This window comes from Pantoea sp. S61, assembly GCF_016625145.1.
Lineage (GTDB): Bacteria > Pseudomonadota > Gammaproteobacteria > Enterobacterales > Enterobacteriaceae > Pantoea > Pantoea rwandensis_B.
Genome location: NZ_JACVUO010000013.1, coordinates 82,428 through 106,695, shown reverse-complemented (window position 1 = coordinate 106,695; position 24,268 = coordinate 82,428). Strand labels below are relative to the sequence as shown.

Below are 24,268 nucleotides of genomic sequence, written 5' to 3'. Positions count from 1 at the left end.
GCACCGGTTTTTTCTCTGCTATGCAAAGCCATTTCTCGCGGCTAAATCGACTACATCGCTGATCTTACTGGTTTGCATCTTCTTCATAATACTGCGTTTATAGGTACTGACGGTTTTACAACTGATATTCAGTTCATCGGCAATGGTCTTGTTTTGTTTACCGGCGGCCAGATGACGTAGCATCTGTATTTCCCGATTAGTGAGTGATTGAATGATCAATCTGTCAGGATATCGCTGATGATAAGCGTTTTTAGCATGACGAAATACCACGGATTGGTTATTGGCGAGCGCGGTTATTACGCTGCTGAGTTTTTCAATAGGACAGGCTTTGCTCATATACGCCTGATAATCCATGCGTAAACTGCGCAACAGATAATAAACGCTTTCATCTCCTGCATAGGCAAAGATTCTGAGATCGGAATAACGGCGCTTTAACTTAATGAGTTTAACCAGTGAGGCGTGGCTAAGTTGGGCCGGATCAAACACCACAAGATGTGGGCGATACACCACCGTGCTATAGATGAAGTCATCCTCATCGCCGGTGGCGACAATCACTTTATCATGACGTTGCTGAAAGTAAGGCACTAATACATCGCGAATGAGCGGTTGCTTGTCATAAATAATAATGTGCATATGGGCTCCTTGCTGTGCGAAAAAATACAAAATCATTCTCACACAGCCGTGCTTCTTAATAACCAAGCCGCGTCTTTAATTCATCGAATTAAAGACAAGAGTACTTTTAAGAAGAGGGGAGATGCAGGTGTCGCTCAACCCAATACGCTAATTCCTCGGGGGAAAGCGGTTTTGTCAGGCAGGTGTTCATACCAGAGCTGAGACAGGTTTTGGTAGCATCGAAGCCGCTCATCGCGGTCAGCCCCAGAATGGGCACAGGGCCAAGCTGCTCGTTGGCTTCCTGCTGGCGTATAAGACGCGTCATCGTAAAACCATCCATTTCTGGCATGGTGCAATCTGTAATAATCACATCGATTTGAGCCTGATGTTTCTGCCACAAATCTAGTCCCTCCTGGCCATTACTGGCAACCAGAACCTCGTGGTTGTTATTTTGTAATTGCTGGCTGAGCATCAGGCGCGCGGGAGGATAATCTTCAACGATCAGCACCCTCGAGCGCTTCTGCTCGCCTGGGAGTGTTATCGGTGTCAGTCTTGCAGGATGCGCACTGAGATGGAGACTCACCGCACTGCCTTTGTCTGCAACCACTTCAGCGGTAATCTCCGCGCCAGCAGCATGTGCCATCCGCTGACAGGCCGCGAGGCTGAAGCCTGTCATCGCCCAGTCGCGTTCGTCGGCTTCCTCTGTCAACTCTGCGTTGTTCATGAGTGCGGAGGCGGCATCAAACCCGCTGCCCTGGTCGCTCACTTCAATGACCAGATGATGGCTACCATCGGGCAGGGTTTCCAGCGGGTAGATTGCCACTTCAATCTCCCCTTGTTCGGTATGTTGAATGGCATTACGCAGCAGGCTAGAGACAATACGGATAATAAACAGCGGATCGAACTCAAACATCGGGGCTGGCAGCGCATCGGTCACTTTGATTTGCAGCCCCTTGTCTTCAGCCTGCTGGCGAAAGAGCGCCACCGTACTGTGCAGCAGCGATGGGATATTCACCACCCGACTGTGATTACTGCTATCACGCGCTTCGGCACGGAAGATATCAAACACATCACCCACCAGTGACAAAAGAATACAGGCGGACTCATAAGCGGTTTGCACATTCTCATTATGCAATTTTTGCTGCTGCAATCGGCTGAGTTCCAACTCGAGCAGTCCCATCATGGCATTGAGCGGCGTGCGTACTTCATGGCCCATACTCTTCATAAATTGGTTGCGTGAGTGCAACACTTGTTGATTCTCGGCGGTGGCACGTTCCAGTTGTTCTATTAACGCCTCCTTAGATTGCAGATGCCGGGCCACGGTTTTCAGGCTGCTGCGCAGGCGAGTCACCCACAAAAAGAGACAGCCTGCTATCAACAGGGCGGCGATGATGATGATGAAAAGTGTCCACGAAGTCTCAGCATCGTAATGACTCTGCTCAGGGACGGGGAGGGTATCACGCCACGATCCTGCCAGTTGGGTCAGCGTTATCGGGGTAATCTGCCGCAATGCCTTATTGGTCACGCTCAAGGCCAGGGGATTATCTCGTTTCGCGGCAAAACTGATATTCAGCGGCTTCACTGGCAACGCCAATGCCTGATAGAGCGAGCCGATACCAGTGCGTTTAAGATGATATTGCGCGGCAAACTGTGAGGCCACCACAGCACGCACCTGCTGCTGTTTTAGCAGGTGAAGTGCGGTTTGCAGGTTTTCTACTTCGACCAATTGCAGCGTCGGGTACCAGGTTTGTAACCAGGGAATTAATGGGTTTTGTCTCACGATGGCAATCTTCTCGTCTGACAAATCCTGCAGCGACAGTGGACGTTCATGTTGGCGATTCATCAACAGCACGGGCGGTGTCACCAACCATGGCGTACCGGTTTGCAGCCGGGGTGCCGTGGTTTCCTCTTCACCCGGCACACTGAAAGCCTGGCTGACTAAAGCCTGAGGATAACGCGAGAGAAAAGCAGCCTTTTCTCGATCGCTGTTGATAACGTGGTAGTCAAAAGCAATACCAAAGCGATCGCTAATAAACTTCAGCAGATTGATGGAGAGGCCATCGGGCTTGCCCTGGGCATTGATAAAGCTGTAAGGCTCAAGGCGGCTATCCAGCACCACTTTGACCGGTTGGTTTTCGGCTAACCACGCCATCTCTTCAGGGCTTAATGCCAGCACGCGTGACGCTTCAGCAGCGTCCTGGTTCAACCCCCAATCGTGAGAAATGCGCAACCGACTCACCAGCGGCAGGGCATCCAGCACCTGGTCAATAGCGGTAAGTAATTGTGGCGCGCGGCTGTTCACCCCAAAGCTAAAGTTCAGCGCACCTAAGGTTGCATCCGGCGTCAGCCAGACATTATCCATTTGTAAGTCGCGTGTGAGGTAGTGGGCGGTGGTGCGGTTAATGGTAATCGCACCAGACTCACCGGTAGCCAGTTGCTGTACCGCATGGTAATAATCCAAAAAACTATTTGGTGAGGCACCATAGGGATCCCATTGATGCTGTTTGTCCTGCATTAACGCCAATAACCCGTTTTCAATTTCCGTTTGCTGAAGTGGAGCCTGAGAGGAATGTAACACCACGGCCTGATCGTGCAGCCATGGTAAGGAGGCGGCAACGGTGCGATTTTTCTCCAGAGCGGGACGCCAGATGGCCAGCATGTCGATGTCACCGTCATGTAAGGCGCTCAGCGCTTCGCTGCGTGTTGGGAAATAGAGCAATTGGAAATGCACATTTAAGGTTGATTCGATGACGGATAAATAATCGGCATCGATGCCTGCTAGCACACCACGCTCGACCCCCAGGCTGACAGGGGGTTGCGATACCCCCCAAACCCCGACGTTAATGCGTGGGTGGCGTTGCAGCCAGTGGCTGACATCGGCATTAAACGTGACCGCAGGCGGGTTAACCTCAATGCGGGGAGTTAAAACCAAGGGTACGCCACCCGCAATGCTGCCGCTCGCGAAAAGCAGGGTATGAATAAGTACGAGATGCGATAGCAGGCGAGAGAATTTCATAATAATCCGCTGAGTTCCAAAGCAGGAAAAGTCCAAGAAGCAGGCACGGCCTTATCGGCGCGTCAGAATAATCTGGGGTATTGTGCGAAATTGTGGCGTCAAGTAGGCCAGGCGCGGTCTTGTTTTGCCGACTTCTGTCAGAGAAGTTTGATGGCACTACGATTTGCTATGGCTGTGTCAGTAAATTCCTACCGTTTAATCAGTAACTGTTGACTCAGAATGGTCTCACCTTGCGTTACGATCTGCGCGCAATAAAACGTATTTTGGTGTTTATTCTGGCTGACTGATGAGGTTGAAATAGATGATTCGTTACGCGGGTGAAAAAATAAAGGTGGTATTACTGGATGACCACCCGATGATTCGATTATCACTGGAAATGGCGGCCAGCCACCATCCCGATATGCAGGTCAGCGGCAGTTTTTCCCATAGCCAAGAACTCTTAACATGGTTGCAAAAGAACACTGCTGATGTACTGGTATTGGATTATATCTTGGGCGGCGATGAGCTGGACGGCTTGTCGTTGATCAAACAGATTTTATCACGCCATCCAAAACTAAAAATTTTACTCTCGTCATCCATGGAGAGCCTGGCAGTAATACGTGCCGCCTTTATGAGTGGAATCAAGGGCTATATTTCTAAACGCGAAGAGGCGCAGGCGTATTTTGAAGCTATTCGCGTGATTAACAGCGGGCTGCGCTTTATTCCCGATAACATTGAAAGTGAATTAAGCAAAATACCAGTGCGGAAGCGAGATGGTGCGGTATTAGATGGACCGCTGTATCACGCCAACGGCGAGAAACTTTCTCGCCTGGATACGCTGTTATCGCCGCGAGAAGCCGAAGTGATTCGCTGTTTCCTTGATGGCATGCAGGTAATTGAGATCGCCGAGAAATTAAAACGCAGCCGTAAAACCATTAGCGGACACAAACAATCAGGGATGAAAAAACTGGGGCTGAGTACTGATTTAGAATTGTTCAAATATCGCGACCATCTTTTCTAATATTCACTTTTTCATGCCATTCAGCTGAGGCTGAATGGCTTTACGTCAATCAGGAAGAATACACCTTATGAACACATTACCCCTTTCAGCGCGCATCAATATTAAGATTCGGACAGCCAGTTTATTCACGCTGGTGATGATGGCTGCGGTACCCGCTTATGCGGAGAAAAGCTGTGAAGTCCGTCGTACGGAGATGACTCAGGCGTTACAGTTGGCCGAGCAGCATCAGCACGTACAAAAAGAGGCTGGGTTGCGCAAGGCGCTGGACGAATTGAATGCGCACTGCACGCATGCCGGAACGCTGGCGAATACCCGCCATGAGCTGGTGCAACTTGACGATAAAATTAGTGAAAAGCAGCAGTCAATCAAAGAGATTCAGCAGGAAATTGACCTGGCCCGCGCCAAAGAGGACACAAAAAAGATCAATAAATTACAACGCAAGCTCAGCCATAAAAATGACGAATTACTCGAAGCACAACAAAAGCGTGCCGAGGTGAACTCAGAGCTTGTGGCGCTAGGACGCTGATTGTTTTCTGTATCGCGGTAACCCCGCTTATTTTCAGACTTTGCCCCGGACTACCCGGGGCGTTTTTATTTTAATCCTGCCCATAGCTTTAATTGTCAGTATTTACTGACAGCCTGCTAATCCTTCACTGATATTTTTCAGCCATACGATAACCCATAATAGCCACCAAGCCGCTGCATCAGCGTGACAGAACTTCTCTGAAACGGACAGCACGGTAATATTCGATAAACTCAATGATGAGAAATTAAATAATGAAAATGATGCAAAAATCCCTGCTGGCTCTGGCCATAATTGCCACCACTGCACTGAATGTACATGCTGCATCTACGGCTGACATTAAAGTAATTGGCAGCATTGAACCCGGCACATGCACCCCAACACTTGCCGGTGGCGGCACAATTGATTATGGAACAATGAGCCCATCCGTGCTAAATGCAACTGGATATACTGCGCTTCCAGCCAATGATATCAACTTTACTATTAATTGCACCGCTGCAAGTAAAGTTGCTATTAAAGCACTTAACAAAAGACCAGATACATCTCCTTCTGGCAGAGATGTTTTTAGTGGTGGCGGTGCAGATATAACGGGTATTACTCTTTTAGGAGTTTCGGGTCTTAATCGTGTTGCAGGTTTGGGAATGCAGGATAAAGCAAAGATTGGAGGATATGTCGTGCGTATTAATTCTGCTTCATTACAGGCGGATTCAACTGCTGTTGACACTCTTCTTAGCAGAAACTCCGGCAGCACTTGGGCTGCTGCTGGTAAAGAAACCGATATGTTCGGAGGAATCTCTACCGCTCGATATTATTCAGTCGCCGCGAAAGGTCAAACTTCACCTGTAGCGTTTACTACATTGACTGGTAAATTTGATGTTCAAGCATTTATCAATGATCGTAAAAATCTGGACCTTACCAATATAGTTAACTTAGATGGTTTAACCACTCTGGAATTGGTTTATATACCATAATTCCATTTCACTCTTAAATTAGCCCCAGTACTGTTTGGGGCTTTCTGTTGCATCTTAAATTGGTCTCATTTCATAAGCACTTTATTACAGCCATCTAAAGTTTTACTTTTTCTTGAAAAGCATAAAGCATCCATAATTTATTAGGTTAAATATAGAGGGTGTAATTTTATATTCAAATGTAGAATGTATGGCTCTTTGTCTCATTTTTTTGCTAAACCATCGGAGCTAAATATGAAAGTGTCATTTATTTTTTATTTAGGGGCGTTAGCCCTTTTTATTAGCACTTCTTCTGTACTTGCAAGCGGTATGGTGCCTGAATTGCCAGTTGCGATTATTGATCAGGCCGAAGGTGAATCATCCATTAGTGTGCTGAACACAGACAGCACTCCATTATTGCTGGTGACTGACCTACAAAATATCGAAAACGACAATATCACTAACTTGTTGTCAGTGACACCACCTGCTGCCCGTGTCGAAGCCGGTAAAAAGCAGTTGGTGCGTTTTATCATGACGGAAAAACGCCGCTGAAAACAGAGCATCTCGGTCGCGTCACTTTTGAAGGTATTCCGCCACAGAATAGAGGCGAAAACCGGGTGCGCGTGTCGATCCGTCAAAACCTGCCGGTGCTGATTCGTCCGGCTGGTCTGGCAAAAGATGACGCGCCGTGGAAGCGCCTGACGTGGAAACAGTCGGGTGACCAGCTGACAGCCATTAACGATTCACCTTATGTGGTGCGTTTCAGCCCGCAGGTTACCACGCTGCCGGATAACAGCACCTGGACCATGCCGCTGACTTATATCCTGCCGGGCAAGTCGGCCAGCTTTACCCTGGATAAAGAAAAAAAAGGCGGTGCAGCCAGCAGCGTGCGCATTATCCCAACCAACGTATGGGGTTTCAGCGATAAGCCATATGACGCGCAGCTGGTGAAATAACAGAGATGTATCCGTCCCGTAAAGTTGAAACAATCAAGATGTCGCGCACGGCGCTCGCCGTTCTCACTGTGCTGTGTGGTGCGCTCAGTCCAGCCGTTGGGGCGGAAGAAGTCACCGTATTCGACATCGAGTCAATAAAAGCCATAGGTTTGCCTGCCTCACTGGCAACCGAGTTTTCCTCAGCGCCGCGCTTTATGCCCGGCAGCAGCACGGTTGAACTTAAGGTAAACGGTGAAAAGCGTGGACGCCACGCCATGCAATTCGATGATAAAGGTCAGCCGTGTGTGAATGTGGAACTAATAAAAGCGGCAGGCTTGAAATTGCCTTCGGGAATAAAGCCCGAAGAGCAGTGCTTCGATCTGAAAAACACCTGGCCGCAAGCTGAATGGAATCTGGATTCCAGCGAATCGCGGGTTGAACTGGTGATCCCGCAAGATGCTATTAACCCGGTAGCAGAAACCAATAACTGGCAGCACGGCGGCACGGCGGGTTTGCTGAACTACGATGCGCAATACAGTGGTTCAACCGGTGCCATGGCCGGGCTGGAATTTATGCAACTCGGTACTGAAGCCGGATTTAATGCGGGTGATTGGATTTTCCGCAGCCGCCAGACTTTCAGTCGTTTTAATGGTGTGGACGATTTCCGCCATCAAGCGGCCTATGCCCAGCGCACCTTTGCCGGACTGAAAAAGGTCATGCAGGCCGGACAAATTAGCCTCGGCAACTCGATGTTTGGTGCCGGACAGGTGCTGGGCGTGCAGATGTTTCCAGAGCATGCGCTGATGGGCGATCGCGGTGGCCCCGGATTGGTGGAAGGCATTGCCGATAGCCAGTCGGTGGTGGAAGTCCGTCAGTCTGGCGCGTTGCTGTATAGCACGACGGTGCCTGCGGGCCCGTTTCGCTTGCAGGGTTTCCCGCTGCTGAATACCCGTACCGATCTGGAAGTGACCCTGACCAGTAGCGACGGTAGCAAGCGCCAGTTTATTGTGCCTGCGTCAGCCCTGTTGCTGAATGGCAGTGCGGTAGCGCCGGGGCTGTCGTTTGGTGTCGGTAAGATGGATCAGCAGGGCAGTGGCGAAGCACCGATGGTTGCGACACTGTCTACCGGTTGGGTATTGACTCCTGGCACCGCGCTGAACGGTGGTGTGTTTGGCTCTGATCCCTGGCGCGCGCTTGCTGCCAGTCTCGACGCACAGTTGTGGAAACAGAGCATGCTCAATTTGCAATTGACTGGTGCACAGGATAACCGCCACGCCAGCAAAGGCGTGCAGGCCACCGCCAGCTTCAGCAAGCCCATCACGGAAAAAATCTCAGGCAGTATTAACTATTCGCGCCAGACCTACGGCTACCGTGAACTGAGCGATGCGCTGATGCGTGAGAAACAGGACGCCTCAGTGCGCAGCCGCGATCAGCTGGGTCTGGGGTTAGGCTGGTCGCACGAGATGCTCGGTAGTCTGAGTGTTTCCTGGGCACGTGGCAGCACCTTTGATGGCGACGCCATTACTTATCTGCGCGGTAGCTGGAGCAAATCTTTTGGTCGCAGCTACGTCGGTTTGAGCGTGGAGAAAGACAGCGGCGGTCGCCATCGTGACGGCGATACGCGTGCGTATCTATCAGTTAGCATTCCCTTTGGTCAGGGGCAGAGCACCAGCAGTTATCTCAGCACCAGCAAGCACAGTATGCGCGGCGGCGTGCGCTACGACAATCGCACCAGTCAGGATCGCGGTTGGTCGTTGGCGACGGATCGTGACTTCCGCAGCCAGCGTAATTCGGGTACCGCCAGTATCGATATGGTGACGCCGCTCAGCCAACTTTCCGGCAGCGTCAGTACCGACAGTGACCATTACACCAGCTATTACACCCGCGCCAGCGGTTCGCTGGTAGCACATGGCGGTGGCATTACGCCTTCTGCTTACAAAGTCACTGATACCTTTGCCATCGCCAAAGTAGGCAAAGAGAAAGGCGTGCGTCTGGAGACCCCAGGGGGCCCGACATGGACCGATAAACGGGGTTATGCCGTGATTCCGTCCGTCAGCGGTTTCCAGAAGTCGACCATACGGGTCGATACCCGCACCTTGCCGAAGAACGTCGATATTGCCAACGGCTGGGCGGAAACCGAAGCCGCGCGGGGTGCGGTCAGCCACCTCAACTTTGAAGTGATACGTAACCGCCGCGTGCTCGCCACGCTCACCGATGTGAACGGCAAACCCGTGCCTTACAGCGCGTCGGTGTTCAACCAGGAAGGGCAATTTATCACGGTGGTGGACGAGAAGGGACGTGCCTTTATTACCGATGCTGATAACGCCGGCAAGATGGAGGTGCAGAGTTCTGGCAAGACCGTCTGCAGTTTCCGCCTGGATCTGCCTGAACAGGCCGCCGCGAATGAACTGTTTGAAACTGCCAACGCGATCTGTCGCTAATCGGAGAGATGAAATGAAAAATTTACTGTCACTGCTAGCGCTAAGTCTGCTGATGATCAATCCGCTGCGCGCCAGCACGTCGGAAGTTCCACCACCTCTGGTACCTGTGGATCCCCGTTGTTCGGTCTCCGTCGGGAATAGCACGGTGGATTATGGCCGGCAGTCGCGCGGTCAGATGGAGTGGAACGGTGCCACCTATACGCCGGGTAAACGCATCATGACGCTGAGCGTGGTCTGCCCGTTTGCCCAGCCGATTAAGCTGGCGCTGCAAGGTGATCGTGCAGCAGATGGCAGCTTGCGTTATGGCGATAACGGTCGTCTTAAAGTGCGTCTTTCTGATGCGCAGTTAGACGGCCAGGCCGTTCAACTGCGGGATATCACGGCGGGCGATAAAGCCGTAGCTTCTTCGTTGCAACTCAAGGCTAATACCCGCTTTGAAGCAAGTGGTAATGGCTTACCCCTCAGCGGTAAAAGTTTCACCGCCAGGCTGGAGCTCGAACCTGAATTGAGTATGGATGCGGCAACGGTGAGCCGCTCAACCCAGTTCAGCAGCAGCTTCGCGTTAGATGTGATTCAGTGAAGCCACTTTTATCCTAAGCATGATCAACTAACTCTATTAACCAGCACACCGCTTGGGGGAATGACTCCCGCGAGCGGCGTTCTGCTGCGCGCTGTTCACCCACCACGCCATGAAAAAAGGAAGCGATTATGGCATTTAAACGTACGTTACTCTCCACCCACTGTTTGTTAGCCCTTACCGCAGGCTCGTGGTCTGTTGTGACCCTTGCGACACTCACCGATCAACCGCCCATCATGATGGGGGCGGAAGATCTCACCTTTTCCGACATTGCCATCACCGCAACGGGCACTGTGCGCGGTATTGAAATTTACAATCCCGCACACAGTGCGCATGGCAGCATCACGCTCAGCAACAGCATGGTCAGCGCCGAGCAAGGTGATGCGATTTATTTGCTGGATGGCGATGCGGTGCTGGATAACGTGGAATTGCTGAGCGAAGGAGGCAAAGGCATAAATGTGAACAATTACTCCAATGCGAAGGTCAGCCATAGCCTAATCACGACCCATGGCACCTACGGAGATGGCATCTGGTTAGCACAAGCAGATACCACCCTGTCCCTCAGCGATAGCACCATCACCACGGAGGGGGCGGTCGCCCATGCCCTCAACGCGCAGTACGGCAAAGCCACTGTCAATGACAGCGTGCTGAGCACATCAGGCAGCGGCAGCTACGGGATCTACAGCGAGAATGAACTCAGTGGCAGTGGCAATACCATCACCACGCAAGGCACCAGTGGCATCGGTGTATTTGCCGCGCGCGGTGGGGTGATCTCATTAGCGGACACCGTGATTAACACTTCAGGAGATAGCGCGGCCGGACTGCTGGCCTACCCCGGTTCAACGATTAATGGCGATGAGCTAACCGTGACCACCCGAGGGAGTAACGCGGCGGCGGGCTGGGTCCGTGAGGGCAACCTGAACCTGAGTAACAGTCAACTCAGTGCCAACGGCAGTGGCGGTTTCGGTTTGCTGGTGACGTCGGGTATCAACGGTATTGTCAGCGATATCACGCTGGGCAACACCCAGGTAAGCAGCAGTGGCAATGTATTACAGGGCAACAGCAATGCTTTAGCCGCAGTCACCGCCAGCCATGGCTCGGTGCTCACCGGCAACGTCCGCACTGACACCACCAGCCGCATCGCGCTGGCATTGAACGGGGGTTCCTCACTGGCGGGGGCGGTGACCGGTTTAGACAGCTTCAGCATTGATGGCAGCAGTAGCTGGTCGCTCAATGGCGACTCGTCACTCAATCAGCTGAACAATGACGGCACCGTCACCTTTACTGACGCGTCATCCGGCTTTAAAACGCTCGCGTTAAGCACGCTAGGCGGTAACGGCAGTTTCTTGATGAATAGCGATATTGCTGCGCTAAGTGCCGATCGTATTGATGTCAGCGGTGATATCAGTGGCTCACATTTACTGTCGGTGAAGAACAGCGGTGCAGAACCTAGTGCGCCAGATGGCATCGTAACACTGGTGACCAGTGGCGGTGGCGCGGGCGTCTTCAGACTTGCCGGAGGTGCAGTGGACGCCGGGGCATACAGTTACGGCTTGCAAAAAAGCGGTAATAACTGGGTGTTAGCGGCGAAGACCAACAGTGGGGGAACCTTGTTGCCATCACCTACCGCCGCCAGCGCCCTGGGGCTGGTGAACGCCATTCCCACCGCGTGGTACAGCGAACTCAGCACCTTACGCAGCCGTCTGGGTGAAGTGCGTGAAGGGAACGGTGAGGGCGGAGCATGGGTTCAAACCCGTGGCAGCAAAACGCGGGTTGATAATCAGGCCGGTGTTGCGTATCAGCAAAATCAACAGAGTGTGACTCTTGGCGTGGATAGCGCGCGTGCGGTGGAATCCGGTCAGGTGATCAACGGATTGTTCAGCGGTATGAGCAACAGCGACCTGGATTTCAAAGGTGGCAGCACCGGTAGCATCAACAGTTTCTATCTTGGTGCTTACAGCAGTTGGCTGCATCAGGATGGCTGGTTTACCGACAGCGTGCTGAAGTTGAACAACTATAACGCCCGCGCCAATGCCGTAATGTCGGATGGTGAACGCAGCAAAGGTGGGTTTAGTGTGCCCGCACTGGGTCTTTCCTTTGAGGCGGGACGTAAACTGCAACTTGAGGATGGCTGGTTTGTTGAGCCGTCGGCGCAGTTGAGTACGCTGTGGGCGAAGAGTGACAGTTTCCGCTTCGATAATGGCCTGGCGGCCCGTAGCGGTTCGGCACGCTCGCAACAGGTTGCGCTGCATGGCGTCGTGGGCAAATCACTCACCTTATCTCAGGGGGCGCAGCTAACGCCGTGGGTGCGGTTATCGGCGATTCAGGAGCTGGAAAACAACAACCGTATGACCCTTAACGATCAGCGTTTCAACAATGATCTGGCCGGTACGCGTGCAGAAATGACATTGGGGATGTCTGCTCAGCTTCAACCGGATCTACAGCTTTATACGGAAGCTGCAACCAGCAAAGGACGGCACATCAGCAGTCCATGGAATGCGGCTTTCGGTGTGCGCTGGAGCTGGTAATCATGGATATCCGGCGGCGCCCTGTCGCCGGATTTTTGCGCAACAGATAAGCACTCTCCTACAGCCGATACTGTGTCCGCGGGCTAAGGTGATAAGCATGCAAGGACGTTTAATTACCCTCTGAAAGGAACATCAGAACGCCATGAAAACCGCCATTATCATCGATGATCATCCAGGTCACTGCCGCGAGTGCGTGATGGCGCTGAAAAACAGCGGCATCATCGTCCTGGCTGAACGCTTGCCTGCTGTTGGAGCGCTGGATCAGGTTCAACAACTGTGTCCGGACTTGCTGGTGGTCAATCTTATCAACAACATTGAAGGATTGACCCTGCTGTCCACATTTCGCACACTCAGTGATGCCATGAAAATTTTGGTGATAGCGGCACCACAGAGTGGGCATTTCGCGCAGCGTTGTCTGGACGCGGGCGCCAATGGCTATGTCATCGCCTCCGATCAACTCAGCGAATTCAAAGAGGCGGTACGCATGGTGATGCGTGGCTACAGTTTCGCCCCTGCGCAGGATTTTCCAACGGCAGCCCATCGTCGCTATGGTGCCAGTGATGAGCAACGCTTACGCATGCTCTCAGCACGTGAAATGACGGTGTTGATTTTGCTGGCAAAAGGCCTGGGCAATAAACAAATTGGCGCGCAACTGTCGCTCAGTGAAAAAACCATCAGCACCTATAAACATCGCCTCAAATTAAAGCTGAACATCAGCTCAGCCGTGGAACTCATTGACTTCGCGCGGCGCTATCATCTGCTGTAGCATCACTCTCAGTCTTAATTAAAGTCCTTCCCGGCATTTAACAGCATGGCGATGTACCCTGTGTGGTTGATGAAGGGGTGATTGACGAAACCCCATTGCAGCACCCAATCAACAACTATTCATCAACAGCCCTCAATCAGTGCTGCGCCTTAGCGAATAGTGCACGAATTCCAACAGATTTATCGGTAACGTACTCAGCTTCATCCCTTTTCGGAACCACAGTTGTATGAAAAATCTGTCAAAACTGATGATCACTTTAGGCCTGTTTTTAGCCGTCAGCGCTCAGGCTGAAGCACAAGGATGCCTGAAAGGCGCGATAATTGGTGCCGCAGCGGGGCATGTTGCGCACCATGCCGTGATGGGTGCGGTTGGGGGCTGTATTGTGGGCCATCACATGGCCAGTAAGCAGCAAAAAGAAGCTGCAGCCAAACAGCAGCAGCAAAAGTAATAGGCAGAGATGCGCTTTCGGTTTAACGTGCTAAGTGCAGTTTTTACCGGAGGCGATGAGCGTCATCGCCCGCCTATCAGGAAGATAGCCCATCATGATCACTATCGAACCCGCCGATCCTTTTGCTCCTGAATCTCAACGTCTGATTGAACAGCTCTCTACCGAGTTGGCGGCGATTACCGGAAACAACGGCAAAAGCCACTTTAGCGCTGAAGCGATCGATGCAAAGCGATCCATCTGGGTGTTAGCAAAAGACCAACAGGGCAGAGCGTTAGGATGTGCTTCACTGCGGCCGCTGTCGGATGACGTCGCAGAACTGAAACGCATGTATTCGGATCGCAGCGTATCCGACGTGGGGGCGACGCTGTTGGATTATCTGCAAGAGTGGGCGGCAAAAGCGGGCTATAAAGACATTCGGCTCTCAACGCGCGCCATCAACACGCGTGCCGTGGCGTTTTATCTCAAACACGGCTTTGAACAGATAGAAAACTACGGCCCTTATGTGGGGCGAACCGAATCCGTTTGTTTAAGCAAAACACTCTGATCTGACGCTATTTATTCGCATCCCACATCCTCATCATCTGCGAGATCGCCTTGTTCAGTTCCTCAATGCTGGCGCCGTCGCGCGCCTGAATCGATAAGCCAGACATGAAAGTGTTGAAGGATGCCGCCAGTGCGCTGACATCAACATCCTGCCTCAGCTCGCCCGCGGCAACAGCGCGTTGTATCGCAGCGGTGATTCCGGCGCGGGTGCGATTGCGTGAGCGAGTCAAAGGTTCGGTCACGGCGGCATGTTCGGCAGAGGTGGCGCTCATGGCACCGAGACCCACCATGCATCCGGTTGGATGGCCTGGCTCGCACTGCATCTGCGCCGAGCGTCGCAACGAGGTTTCCACAGCTTCGCGCCCCGTCAGGCGGGTATCCCACAGGAATTCCGTCACCTGACCGAAGGTCGCGAGATAGCGCTGCACACATTCACGAAACAGTGCCTCTTTAGAACCGAACGCCGCGTAAAAGCTCGGTGCGGAGATGCCGTTGTTAATGCTGGCCTTGAGCTGATTAAGTGAGGTCGATTCGTAACCCTGCTGCCAAAACAGATACATCGCCTGTTCGATCGCCTGGTCGCGATCAAATGTTCTCGGGCGTCCCATCGTCGCCATCACTTCCTCCCGTTTAGCGCGTGCAGTGGAATACTATACTAAACGATACATATATCGTTGACAAAGCGAATCTGCCTGATTAGTGTATCGATCGTTACATTAATCGGGGTTGCTCTCTTAAACGTCAAGTGGCAATGCTTTACGCTCAAATATATACCAATTGATACATAAATCATTTCAGAAGGAATTATGGAAAAGGAACTCGCACTCTCCGGGCAAGATGCAGTAACAGAACGGCTGCCGGTTTTCGCTCTGCTGGCGCTGGCGATGACAGGCTTTATTTGCATCATCACTGAAACCTTGCCCGCCGGGCTCTTGCCACAAATGGCCGCGGGGCTGAATATTTCAAACGCCCTGGCAGGGCAGACGGTCACGGCTTATGCGCTGGGATCGCTGCTCGCCGCCATTCCGTTGACCATCGCAACTCAGGGCTGGCGGCGCAGAAACGTGCTGCTGCTGGGTATCGCCGGGTTCCTGATTTTCAATTCCATCACGGCGCTATCCGCAAATTACTGGCTCACGCTAACGGCACGTTTCTTTGCCGGCGTGGCGGCGGGATTGTCCTGGAGTTTACTGGCGGGCTATGCGCGCAGGATGGTGGCGATCCACCAGCAGGGGAAAGCAATGGCGATTGCTATGGTGGGCACACCTATTGCCTTGTCATTAGGCGTGCCGCTCGGCACCTGGCTGGGTGGCGTGATGGGCTGGCGCACTGCCTTTGGGATTATCTCTGCCTTGACCCTTGTGTTGGTGGTGTGGGTGCTGGCCAAAGTACCTGACTATCCGGGGCAATCGCGCCATGAACGCATGCCGCTGTTAAAGGTGCTCACCACACGAGGCGTGAGACCGGTGCTCAGCGTAGTGATTGCCTGGATGCTGGCGCACAATATTCTCTATACCTATATCGCCCCGTTTCTACAGTTGGCGGGCCTGGGTTCACAGGTGGATATCGTGCTGCTGGTGTTCGGGTTGTCGGCACTGCTGGCAATTGCTGTGACCGGGCGGCTGGTCGATCACCATTTACGCCGCAGCGTGTTGGTGAGTCTGGCGGTATTCGGTCTGGTTGCATTGGCGTTTATGGGCTTCTCCCACATTCCAGCAGTGCTGTATCTCGGCGTAGCCGTATGGGGATTGACCTTCGGTGGGGCGGCGACCCTGTTGCAGACGGCATTAGCGGATACTGCTGGAGAGGGCGCTGATATCGCATTGTCGATGAATGTGGTGGCGTGGAACGGCGCGATTGCAGCGGGTGGTATCACGGGAGGCATTCTGTTGAATCACTGGGGCGCGCAGTCGTTTCCGCCGGTTTTGATAGCACTCCTAATCGTCGCATTCGTTATCGCCTGGCGAGCAAGTCAGCACGGATTTAAAGCGGGCGCTCGCACCGGCCATTGAATGATTACCGCCATCTAGCGCTGGCTGCGTTAATCGTCGCCAGCGTTAATTAATTGGTTACCGCCATTTAGCGCTGGCTACGTTAATCACCGCCAGCGTTAATTAATTGGTTACCGCCATTTAGCGCTGGCTGCGTTAATCGTCGCCAGCGTTAATTGATTGGCCACCGCCATTTAGCGTTGGCTGCGTTAATCACCGCCAGCGTTAAATCAGGCGCAGCCTGGCACAGGAAATCCGTCATGATGAAACCTGTGAACCACCGTCAAAAAACTGGCACAGCAGCTGCCAAAGGTGCTGTGCCGCTGGGGTAAAGCGGTGGTCGGCGCTGCGTAACAGATGGCATTGACTCTCGCGGGCGATGCGATGATTGATCGGCACCGCGATCAGATTGCGTGATGCCAGGGCGTCTTCCACCACTTTCGTCGTCATAAAGGCAATGCCCATTCCCGCCTGGCTCAGCGCAATCGCACTGGAAAACAGGTTGCAGCTGTAGGCGGGCGTGAACACCAATCCTTCCTGATTAAACATGACATTCATATAGCTCTGAATACCAAAGTCTTTATCCATGCCAATCAGCGGATATTCGGCAAGATCGCTGACCTCTACCTGTTGATACAATCCGATAGGGTGATCACGATGCACAATGGCGCAGATGGGGCCGCGCAGATAACTGTGACACTTCACGCCGGGCGGACCAAGAGGGCCAAAGCCTACGGCCATATCCACTTCGCCACGGGTGATCAGGCTCACCGTGGTTTGCATATCGCCGGATAAAATATCGATGAACACTTCAGGGTAGCTTTGCGAAAAAGGCCGCAAGACATACTTCACCACCTCATCGACCATCCCCTGGCCGACACGCATGCGGATCGAGCCGCCGCGTTTATGGCGCAAATCACGCAGACGTCTTTCCAGGTGGCTTCTGCGCTGATGCGTTTGCGCATAATCGTCAGCCAGTAATTTCCCCGCTTCGGTCAGCACGACATTGCGTCCGCGCCGCTCCAGCAGCGGCAATTGCATATCGCGCGCCAGCTGCGAAAGTTGACGACTGATGGCCGCAGGATCCACATCCAGCGCCTCCGCCGCGCGACGAATGCCGCCATGAACACCGACTTCATACAAGTATCTTATGGACTTGTCAGGATAGAGCAGCATTGCCATAGGTTTTCATTATCTGTTGTTCTCAGGTCAACAATAATAACGTTTTATACCCATTTTTTAAGCGCAATTTTATCCTCATACTCGGGATTCACTTGGTGAGGACAGAAGTAATGAAAAATATAATAAGTTATTTGCAACAGCATTCAGACGACATTCTTTCAGATATCAAAACCCTGGTGGCAGCAGAGTCACCGTCAATGAACAAGGCAGCGGTGGATCGCTGTGGCGACGTGCTGCGTGCCCTGTTTGCTGAGCGTCTGGGTATTGATGCTGAAATCGATGTACAGGAACACTACGGCAACCATCTCAAATTCACGCTGGGTTCAGGCGAGGATCAAACCGTGGTGCTCGGCCATTTTGATACCGTCTGGGATGAAGGCGAATTGTCGATGCGCGAGGAAGACGGCAAATTCTACGGTCCTGGCATTCTGGACATGAAAGCCGGTCTGGTGCAGTCGATTTGGGCGGCACGTGCATTAAAAGAACAGGGTTTGCTGGCAGGAAAACGCATCGTTTTCCTGTGCGGCAGCGACGAAGAAGTGGGCAGCCCAAGCTCCAGTGAATGGCTGTCTCGTCATGCGCTGGGATCATCGCAAGTGCTGGTGGTGGAACCTGCTGTGGCTGGCACCGGCGCACTGAAGGTGGCGCGCAAAGGCACGGGTCAGTATCAAATCGTGATCACCGGGCAGGCCGCGCATGCGGGTAACAATCCTGAAGAAGGTATCAGCGCGGTGCAGGAGATGGCGCATCAGGTGCTGTTCCTGCATGGATTAAATGCACCGGATCGTGGCACTACCGTCAACGTTGGTATTGCGCAAGGCGGAAATCGCATCAACGTGGTGGCGGATAAAGCGGTACTGGGCATCGATACGCGCGTCACCAGCGAAGAGGAAGCGCAGCGCATTCACGCCGAGATCACTCAGATTCAGCCGCACTTACCGGGCATTAAGCTGGAGATTACCGGCGCACAATCACGTCCGCCGATGCGCCAGAGTGCAGAGTCGCGGGTTATCATGCAGCGTGCGCAAGCGGTAGCACAACAGATCGGCTTCAGCGTGGAAGGTCAATCGGTCGGCGGCGGCAGTGATGGCAATTTCACTGCGGCGTTGGGTATCCCAACTTTAGATGGCCTGGGTGCGACCGGCGCAGGTATTCACGCGCGTCACGAACACATCATCATTGCCGATATTGCCTCACGCACCGCGCTGCTGGCGGGTTTGATGCTGGGGGAAAACCATGTCGCAGGTTAATGTTGAGAAAAATAGTGCGATGCAACCCGCAGGGAAAAAGAGCGAGCAGAGCCCTTATCTGCTGCTGTTTATCATTCTGGTGCTGGCTGCGGTCGCGACCTGGATTATCCCGGCGGGCAAGTTTGATCACGAAACCCGCAATGGCGTGACCTTTGCCATTAAAGGCAGTTTGCATGAAGTGGCGCGTACCGGTGTTTATCCCGGCGAGATTTTCATGGCCATCGTGCAGGGCGTGATCAAAGCGGCACCGATCATTTTTCTGATTCTGTTCACCGGCGGGCTTCTGGCGGTGATTGAAGCCACCGGCGCGATTGCCACGGCGCTGAATTCGCTGTCACGCAGCACCAAAATCAGCGATACCCGTCTGATCCTGATTTTCGCGCTGATCTTCGCCATCCTCGGCAGTACCGGCGTGGTGCAAAACTCGGTGGTGGCCTTTGTGCCGATTGGTCTGCTGGTGGCGCGTTCGTTAGGCTTGCCGCCGGTGATCGGCATGGCGCTGATCTATCTGACCTGCGCGGCAGGGTTCAACGTGGCGTTTCTCGGCCCGGCAACCACCGGTCTGACACAGCATCTGGCGCAGTTGCCGCTGTTCTCGGGCATGTTACTGCGCGGCATCACCAACCTGCTGTTTGTGTTAACGGTGGCGATTTATCTGATCATTACCGTGAAGCGCATGCGTAAAAATGGTCAGGTGCGCGTGGACAGTGCGGTGGAAAGCACTGAACCGCTGGCGATTACCGGTCGTCATAAATTGATTCTGCTGACCTGCGCGGTGACGCTGATTCTGTTTATGGTGGGCACGGTGCAGCTGCATTGGGCCACCAATGAGATGTCGGCGATGTTTATCATCCTGTCGATTATGGTCGGTTTGATTGGTCGTTTGTCCGGTTCTGCTATTGCTAACACCTTCCTGTCCGGCTGCTCTCAGCTGGTCAAAGGCGGCTTTATTGTCGGGATGGCAGGTGCGATTTCGGTGGTGCTGCAACAGGGCAATATCCTCGATCCTATCGTTGGCTTCTTATCAGATCTGCTGGCGCCAGTGCCGCCCGCGATTGCTGCCGTGGGTATGTTTGTCAGTGCCGCACTGATGCACTTCGGCATCTCATCCGGTTCGGGTGAGTCGGCACTGCTGATTCCGATTTTCTCGCCGCTGGGTGACAACCTGGGCCTGACGCGTCAGGTCACGGTGCAAACTGTGCTGCTGGGCGAAGGGATTGTGAATTCCATCAGCCCGACATCCGGCGTGCTGATGGCGGCGCTGGCCACCGCCAATATCTCGTTCGGCAAGTGGCTTAAATTCGTGGCGCCGGTCGTCGCCATCTGGTTTGTGATTTGCGTGGTGACGCTGCTGATTGGCGTGGCGATCAATTGGGGTCCGTTCTAACCCGGTGAAAACGAGAAGGGATGCTGACGATAGCATCCCTTTTTTTTGCGGCTTTAGGCCTCGTTACGCTTGCAGGAAATCCCGGAACTCCTCACTCAATTCGTCAAAGAGTTGATAGATCACCTGACCGCCCTGAGCGGTTTGTCCCCTGGCTTCCGCAGCGGCAAGCGCATCAAACAGGCGATGCTTGATATGAAAACGCCATATGACCGGCACGCGAGACAAGATATCAGTCAGTGCCCGATATCGCTCCGGCGTCCAGCTCTGCTCAAAGCGAGTACGCCATGGGCCAAAGTCAAAATGTGACGCGCTGGCGGCTGTCGCAGAGCGTTGATTGCGTGTCATTTGCGTGGCTTCCACGTCCAGTTCACCCTTGCGGATCACCACACCGTAATCCTGCTCGGCACGCGCCGAAGAAACGTAGCCGCTTTTCACGTCTGATAACACCTGCTGGGGATCTCGCTCCAGCGGTGAACCATATCCGCCTCCACCGGCTCCGGTTAATCGAATCACATCTCCTGCCTGGCATCGGATCACATCGCTATTGCCGAGCATTTCTGGTGCTTCGCTCTGCGGGTTTTTCACAAAAATGGCATTACTGCCCGCTTTTCCGCCAAGGACACCCCAGGAAGCGAAATGGGTGCGATCGCGGTTGCGCGCCGTCACGGTGGTATCAGGTGCAAACACCTGAAACTCCATCATTAGCCCGGAACCACCGCGATACTTTCCTGCACCACCGGAGTCGGGCACCAGACAGTAACGGGTGATACGAATCGGCACTTCCGCTTCGTTAATCTCCACTGGCGTATTGCGCAGAAATGCCACGTTAGCCCCCGATCCCTCTTCTCCATCACCGAACGGCATGCCACCCGCACCGCCGCCCACCGGGCCGATGGAAGCGATCACCGGTCGGCCCGAGGTGTTGGTGGTTTTAACGTTCAGAATCGCCAATCCACAGGCCGCGCAGGCAGGCAAACGGTCAGGGATCGCTTGTGAAAATGCGCCAAAGGTCAATACATGCGTTAACTTACAGGTCAGACTGCGCATGCCGACGGCCGCCGGGTAAACGGCATTCATCACGCTGCCTTCGGGCAGCACACATTCGACGACACGATCCAGCCCCGCGTTGAGCAAAATATCGGGATTCAGGGTATAGAGCACATAGTGATAGCCGACCAGCGCCAGCGCGTGACGCGTCATGCCGCCGGTCGGCATATTCAAGGATGAAAGCAATTGCGGATCGCTGCCGGTGTAATCAAGGATGGCGCGGCCGCCGCGAATTTTCAGCGTCATCGCCACGCGCATCGGTTTGCCGTTCACACTGTCTTCGTCAGCGTATTCCGCGAAGAAGTAATCGCCATCAGGCACGCTCTCAAGGATGCGTTGTGCCTGCTGCGCGGCATAATCCAGCAGGGCCACCATACCTTGCTGAAAATCTTCCACACCGAAATGCGCGATCATCTCCAGCACGCGTTTTTCGCCATTGGCCAGCATCGCCAGTTGCGCATGCAGGTCACCCATATTCTGTTCCGGCGCACGCACATTGGTTTTGATCAACGTGAGCAACGCTTCATCCAGCACGCCTTCACGCACGATCTTAGTCGGTGGGATACGGATACCTTCCTGATGGATCTCGGTCAGCGTGCGCGACAGCGAGGCGGGCACGGCCCCGCCCACATCGGTGTTATGAATATGACCGCCAACAAAACACACTAGCTTGCCTTGCCAGAACACCGGTTTCCACATCACCATATCCGGGCTGTGTGTTGCAACGTTACCGCTGTAAGCATCGTTGGTCATCGCCACATCGCCGGGTCGATAGTCCTCGATCATGCCGAGTACCGGTCCGTAATCGAGACCGATATACCAGGTGGCACCTAAGGTTTTCGGCGAAGCAAATGCCAGGCCTTCGGGGGTGAGCAGGGCACAGGAGAAGTCTTCGGTTTCTTTAACAAAAGTCGAATGCGCGGTGCGCACCAGCGTATGGGCCATGCTTTCTGCTGCCGCCACACAGTAGTTAGCCAGAATCTGCAGACCTGAAGTATCAAAAGCCATATCGCGACTCCTTTATTAAGCCGTGTGGGTGAGGTCAGTGAGGATCAGATTGCCGAGCGCATCCACCTGGGCGCGGAAATCGGGTAATACGGCGACAGTGGTGTCGGACTGGGTAATCACCGCGGGTCCGGTAAATGACTGACCACCCGCAAGCTGCTCGCGCTGGTAAAGTGGCACGGAGAGATAACGGCCCGACATCCACACATCAATTTGCTCCGCGGGGATCGGTGCGGCGTCAGAGTGCGGCAAAGGTTCGAGTTGCGGCTTCGGTGTCGGCATGCTGACCACCAGACGCAGTGATACCACCTGAATCTGCGCATCACGATCGCTGTAGGCATATAAATGATGGTGTTGCGCATGGAAGGCTTCACGCATTGATGACAGGTTACCGTTGGCTAAATCATCCCGCTGCAACGACGTGGCGATCTCAAACGACTGTCCCTTGTACCGCATCTCCGCTGAGAGGCTAAACTGGCCCTGGCTGGCATCACTGACTTCGTGGCTCAGCCATTCGCGCGCTTGTTGTTCGAGCTGCTGATATTCAGCTTCGAGGTGTGGCAAGCTCTCTGCGCTTAAATCACCATAAATGATGCGAACAAAATCGTTTTTCACATCGGCAACCAGACCGCCTAATGCACTTAGCACGCCGGGCGTCAGCGGCACCAGCATTTCACGCATGTGCATGGCACGCGCCAGATAACAGGCCATCATCGGGCCTGCACCGCCAAAAGGCATCAGGGAAAAGGCGCGCGGATCGATACCGAAACGGGAAACCAGTCGGCTAATTCCCGCGTACATGCCGGACACGGAAACGTTGATGATCGCTTCCGCCGTTGCTTCAATGGATTGACCCAGCCGATCGGCCAGCGATCCTATTGCGGTTTTGGCGGCGGCGACATCCACATTCACCGCGTTGTAGCCCAACTTTGCCTGGCCAAGAATGCCCAATGACACGAAAGCATCGGTAATCGTGGGTTGTGTGCCACCGCGTCCATAACACACTGGCCCAGGCGTTGAGCCTGCGCTTTCTGGCCCAACTTTGAGCACGCCAAACTCATCAACGCGCGCCACAGAGCCGCCGCCATCACCAATTGATGTGACGGATACGGACGGAATATGAATCTGGTAGTCACCGATATACTCACCGGTGTCATATTGCGCTTCTCCGTTGACGATCAGCGCCACATCGGCGGTGGTGCCGCCAATATCCAGACTCATGACGTTCTCACGACCGCACTGGCGTGCCACCCAGGCTGCGCCCATCACACCCGATGCGGTTCCCGACAAGATCATCTGCACGCACTCGGCTTTACCGCGCTCTGCGCTCATCACGCCGCCATTGGACTTGGTGACTTTCAGCTCAGCGGTCACGCCTGCTTGCGTCAGTGCCTGCTGCAAAGCACCGAGATAATGCGCGACGCGTGGCTGAACATAGGCACCAATCACGGCGGTTTGCGTACGCTCGAATTCGCGGATAGTTGGCCAGACATCACTGGAGCAGCAGACAAAAAAGCCGGGCACGGCCGCTGCAATCAGAGCCTGGACCTGCTTCTCATGTTCGGGATTGCGATAGGCATGCAGCAGGGCAATCACTACACCTTCACAGCCCGCATCGCGCAAGCCCGCGACAGCGGCCAGTACACTCTGTTCTGCAATCGGCGCGAGTTCTTTTCCGGTCGCATCCATTCGACCGTCAATGCCAAACACATTTTCGCGTGACACCAGGGGTTCCGGACGCAGCGAATGCAGGCTGTACATATCCGGCGTCTTCAGCCTGCCAAGTGCCAGCACATCCTCGAAATAGCGATTGGTGATCAGCCCCAGCTTCGCGCCTTTTTTCTGCACCACGGCGTTCACGCCAACGGTGGTGCCGTGGGTGAAATAGTCAATATCGGCGGGATCGATCCCATAGCGTTTCACCAATTCCTGAACGCCGTGCAGCACTTCCTGGCCCGGATCATCGGGACGTGAAAACACTTTCAGGCTGTGCAAGTGACCCGATGCTTCGTTGAAAACCGCGAAGTCGGTGAACGAGCCGCCGATATCGACACCAATGCGTAGTCCCAT

General features: G+C 53.7%; 19 protein-coding genes and 1 pseudogene. 14 read left to right on the top strand and 6 right to left on the bottom strand.

What is annotated here, in order from left to right; all coding sequences use genetic code 11:
* Positions 1–18 precede the first annotated feature (18 nt).
* Positions 19–633, bottom strand: coding sequence for a response regulator transcription factor (locus IAE30_RS21350; protein ID WP_200680963.1), 615 nt, complete (start codon positions 631–633; stop codon positions 19–21).
* Between the two features lie 106 nt (positions 634–739).
* A complete protein-coding gene (locus IAE30_RS21345) occupies positions 740–3,628 on the bottom strand; it encodes a transporter substrate-binding domain-containing protein (protein ID WP_200680962.1) in 2,889 nt (962 codons plus the stop codon).
* Positions 3,629–3,929: 301 nt separating this feature from the next.
* On the opposite strand from IAE30_RS21345, the gene IAE30_RS21340 reads away from it, so the two are divergent.
* From IAE30_RS21340 to IAE30_RS21295, 11 genes and pseudogenes are all read left to right on the top strand, one after another.
* Positions 3,930–4,628, top strand: coding sequence for a response regulator transcription factor (locus IAE30_RS21340; protein ID WP_200680961.1), 699 nt, complete (start codon positions 3,930–3,932; stop codon positions 4,626–4,628).
* Between the two features lie 34 nt (positions 4,629–4,662).
* Positions 4,663–5,154: a DUF1090 family protein gene (locus IAE30_RS21335; RefSeq protein WP_200680960.1), complete on the top strand. Its 492-nt coding sequence runs from the start codon at positions 4,663–4,665 to the stop codon at positions 5,152–5,154.
* A gap of 251 nt (positions 5,155–5,405) precedes the next feature.
* A complete protein-coding gene (locus IAE30_RS21330) occupies positions 5,406–6,122 on the top strand; it encodes a DUF1120 domain-containing protein (RefSeq protein ID WP_200680959.1) in 717 nt (238 codons plus the stop codon).
* A gap of 183 nt (positions 6,123–6,305) precedes the next feature.
* Positions 6,306–6,709: pseudogene (locus IAE30_RS30115) on the top strand (fimbria/pilus periplasmic chaperone); the annotation flags it as partial.
* Positions 6,710–6,721: 12 nt separating this feature from the next.
* Positions 6,722–7,054: a hypothetical protein gene (locus IAE30_RS30110; protein ID WP_370585630.1), complete on the top strand. Its 333-nt coding sequence runs from the start codon at positions 6,722–6,724 to the stop codon at positions 7,052–7,054.
* Between the two features lie 38 nt (positions 7,055–7,092).
* A complete protein-coding gene (locus IAE30_RS21320; protein WP_200680958.1) occupies positions 7,093–9,474 on the top strand; it encodes a fimbria/pilus outer membrane usher protein in 2,382 nt (793 codons plus the stop codon).
* A 13-nt stretch (positions 9,475–9,487) separates the two neighbouring features.
* Complete coding sequence (locus IAE30_RS21315) at positions 9,488–10,054, top strand: hypothetical protein (RefSeq protein ID WP_200680957.1); 567 nt, start codon at positions 9,488–9,490, stop codon at positions 10,052–10,054.
* A 128-nt stretch (positions 10,055–10,182) separates the two neighbouring features.
* The gene (locus IAE30_RS21310; protein ID WP_200680956.1) at positions 10,183–12,579 is read left to right on the top strand and encodes an autotransporter outer membrane beta-barrel domain-containing protein; all 2,397 of its coding nucleotides are present in this window, start codon (positions 10,183–10,185) and stop codon (positions 12,577–12,579) included.
* 142 nt (positions 12,580–12,721) lie between these two features.
* A complete protein-coding gene (locus tag IAE30_RS21305) occupies positions 12,722–13,345 on the top strand; it encodes a response regulator transcription factor (protein ID WP_200680955.1) in 624 nt (207 codons plus the stop codon).
* Positions 13,346–13,571: 226 nt separating this feature from the next.
* Positions 13,572–13,793: a hypothetical protein gene (locus IAE30_RS21300; RefSeq protein ID WP_200680954.1), complete on the top strand. Its 222-nt coding sequence runs from the start codon at positions 13,572–13,574 to the stop codon at positions 13,791–13,793.
* 94 nt (positions 13,794–13,887) lie between these two features.
* Positions 13,888–14,337 carry a GNAT family N-acetyltransferase gene (locus tag IAE30_RS21295; protein ID WP_200680953.1) on the top strand — a complete coding sequence of 150 codons (450 nt, stop codon included), beginning with the start codon at positions 13,888–13,890 and terminating at the stop codon, positions 14,335–14,337.
* Positions 14,338–14,344: 7 nt separating this feature from the next.
* Here the strand turns inward: IAE30_RS21295 and IAE30_RS21290 are convergent, their stop codons facing one another.
* Complete coding sequence (locus tag IAE30_RS21290) at positions 14,345–14,953, bottom strand: TetR/AcrR family transcriptional regulator (protein ID WP_200680952.1); 609 nt, start codon at positions 14,951–14,953, stop codon at positions 14,345–14,347.
* A 189-nt stretch (positions 14,954–15,142) separates the two neighbouring features.
* Between IAE30_RS21290 and IAE30_RS21285 the strand changes: the two genes are divergently transcribed.
* Positions 15,143–16,348, top strand: a complete 1,206-nt coding sequence (locus IAE30_RS21285) for an MFS transporter (protein ID WP_200680951.1) — start codon at positions 15,143–15,145, stop codon at positions 16,346–16,348.
* Between the two features lie 237 nt (positions 16,349–16,585).
* Here IAE30_RS21285 and IAE30_RS21280 read toward each other — a convergent pair whose 3' ends face one another.
* Positions 16,586–17,509 carry a LysR family transcriptional regulator gene (locus tag IAE30_RS21280; RefSeq protein ID WP_200680950.1) on the bottom strand — a complete coding sequence of 308 codons (924 nt, stop codon included), beginning with the start codon at positions 17,507–17,509 and terminating at the stop codon, positions 16,586–16,588.
* 110 nt (positions 17,510–17,619) lie between these two features.
* Here IAE30_RS21280 and IAE30_RS21275 point away from each other — a divergent pair, with 110 nt between their 5' ends.
* Together IAE30_RS21275 and IAE30_RS21270 are read left to right on the top strand one after the other, a co-directional pair.
* On the top strand, positions 17,620–18,759 hold the full coding sequence (locus IAE30_RS21275; RefSeq protein ID WP_200680949.1) for a M20 family metallopeptidase: 1,140 nt from the start codon (positions 17,620–17,622) through the stop codon (positions 18,757–18,759).
* Positions 18,746–20,146 carry a YfcC family protein gene (locus tag IAE30_RS21270; protein ID WP_200680948.1) on the top strand — a complete coding sequence of 467 codons (1,401 nt, stop codon included), beginning with the start codon at positions 18,746–18,748 and terminating at the stop codon, positions 20,144–20,146. The genes IAE30_RS21275 and IAE30_RS21270 overlap by 14 nt, the downstream gene beginning before the upstream one ends.
* A gap of 63 nt (positions 20,147–20,209) precedes the next feature.
* Here IAE30_RS21270 and IAE30_RS21265 read toward each other — a convergent pair whose 3' ends face one another.
* Both IAE30_RS21265 and IAE30_RS21260 read right to left on the bottom strand, forming a co-directional pair.
* Complete coding sequence (locus tag IAE30_RS21265) at positions 20,210–22,201, bottom strand: hydantoinase B/oxoprolinase family protein (protein WP_200680947.1); 1,992 nt, start codon at positions 22,199–22,201, stop codon at positions 20,210–20,212.
* Positions 22,202–22,216: 15 nt separating this feature from the next.
* On the bottom strand, positions 22,217–24,268 hold the full coding sequence (locus IAE30_RS21260; RefSeq protein WP_200680946.1) for a hydantoinase/oxoprolinase family protein: 2,052 nt from the start codon (positions 24,266–24,268) through the stop codon (positions 22,217–22,219).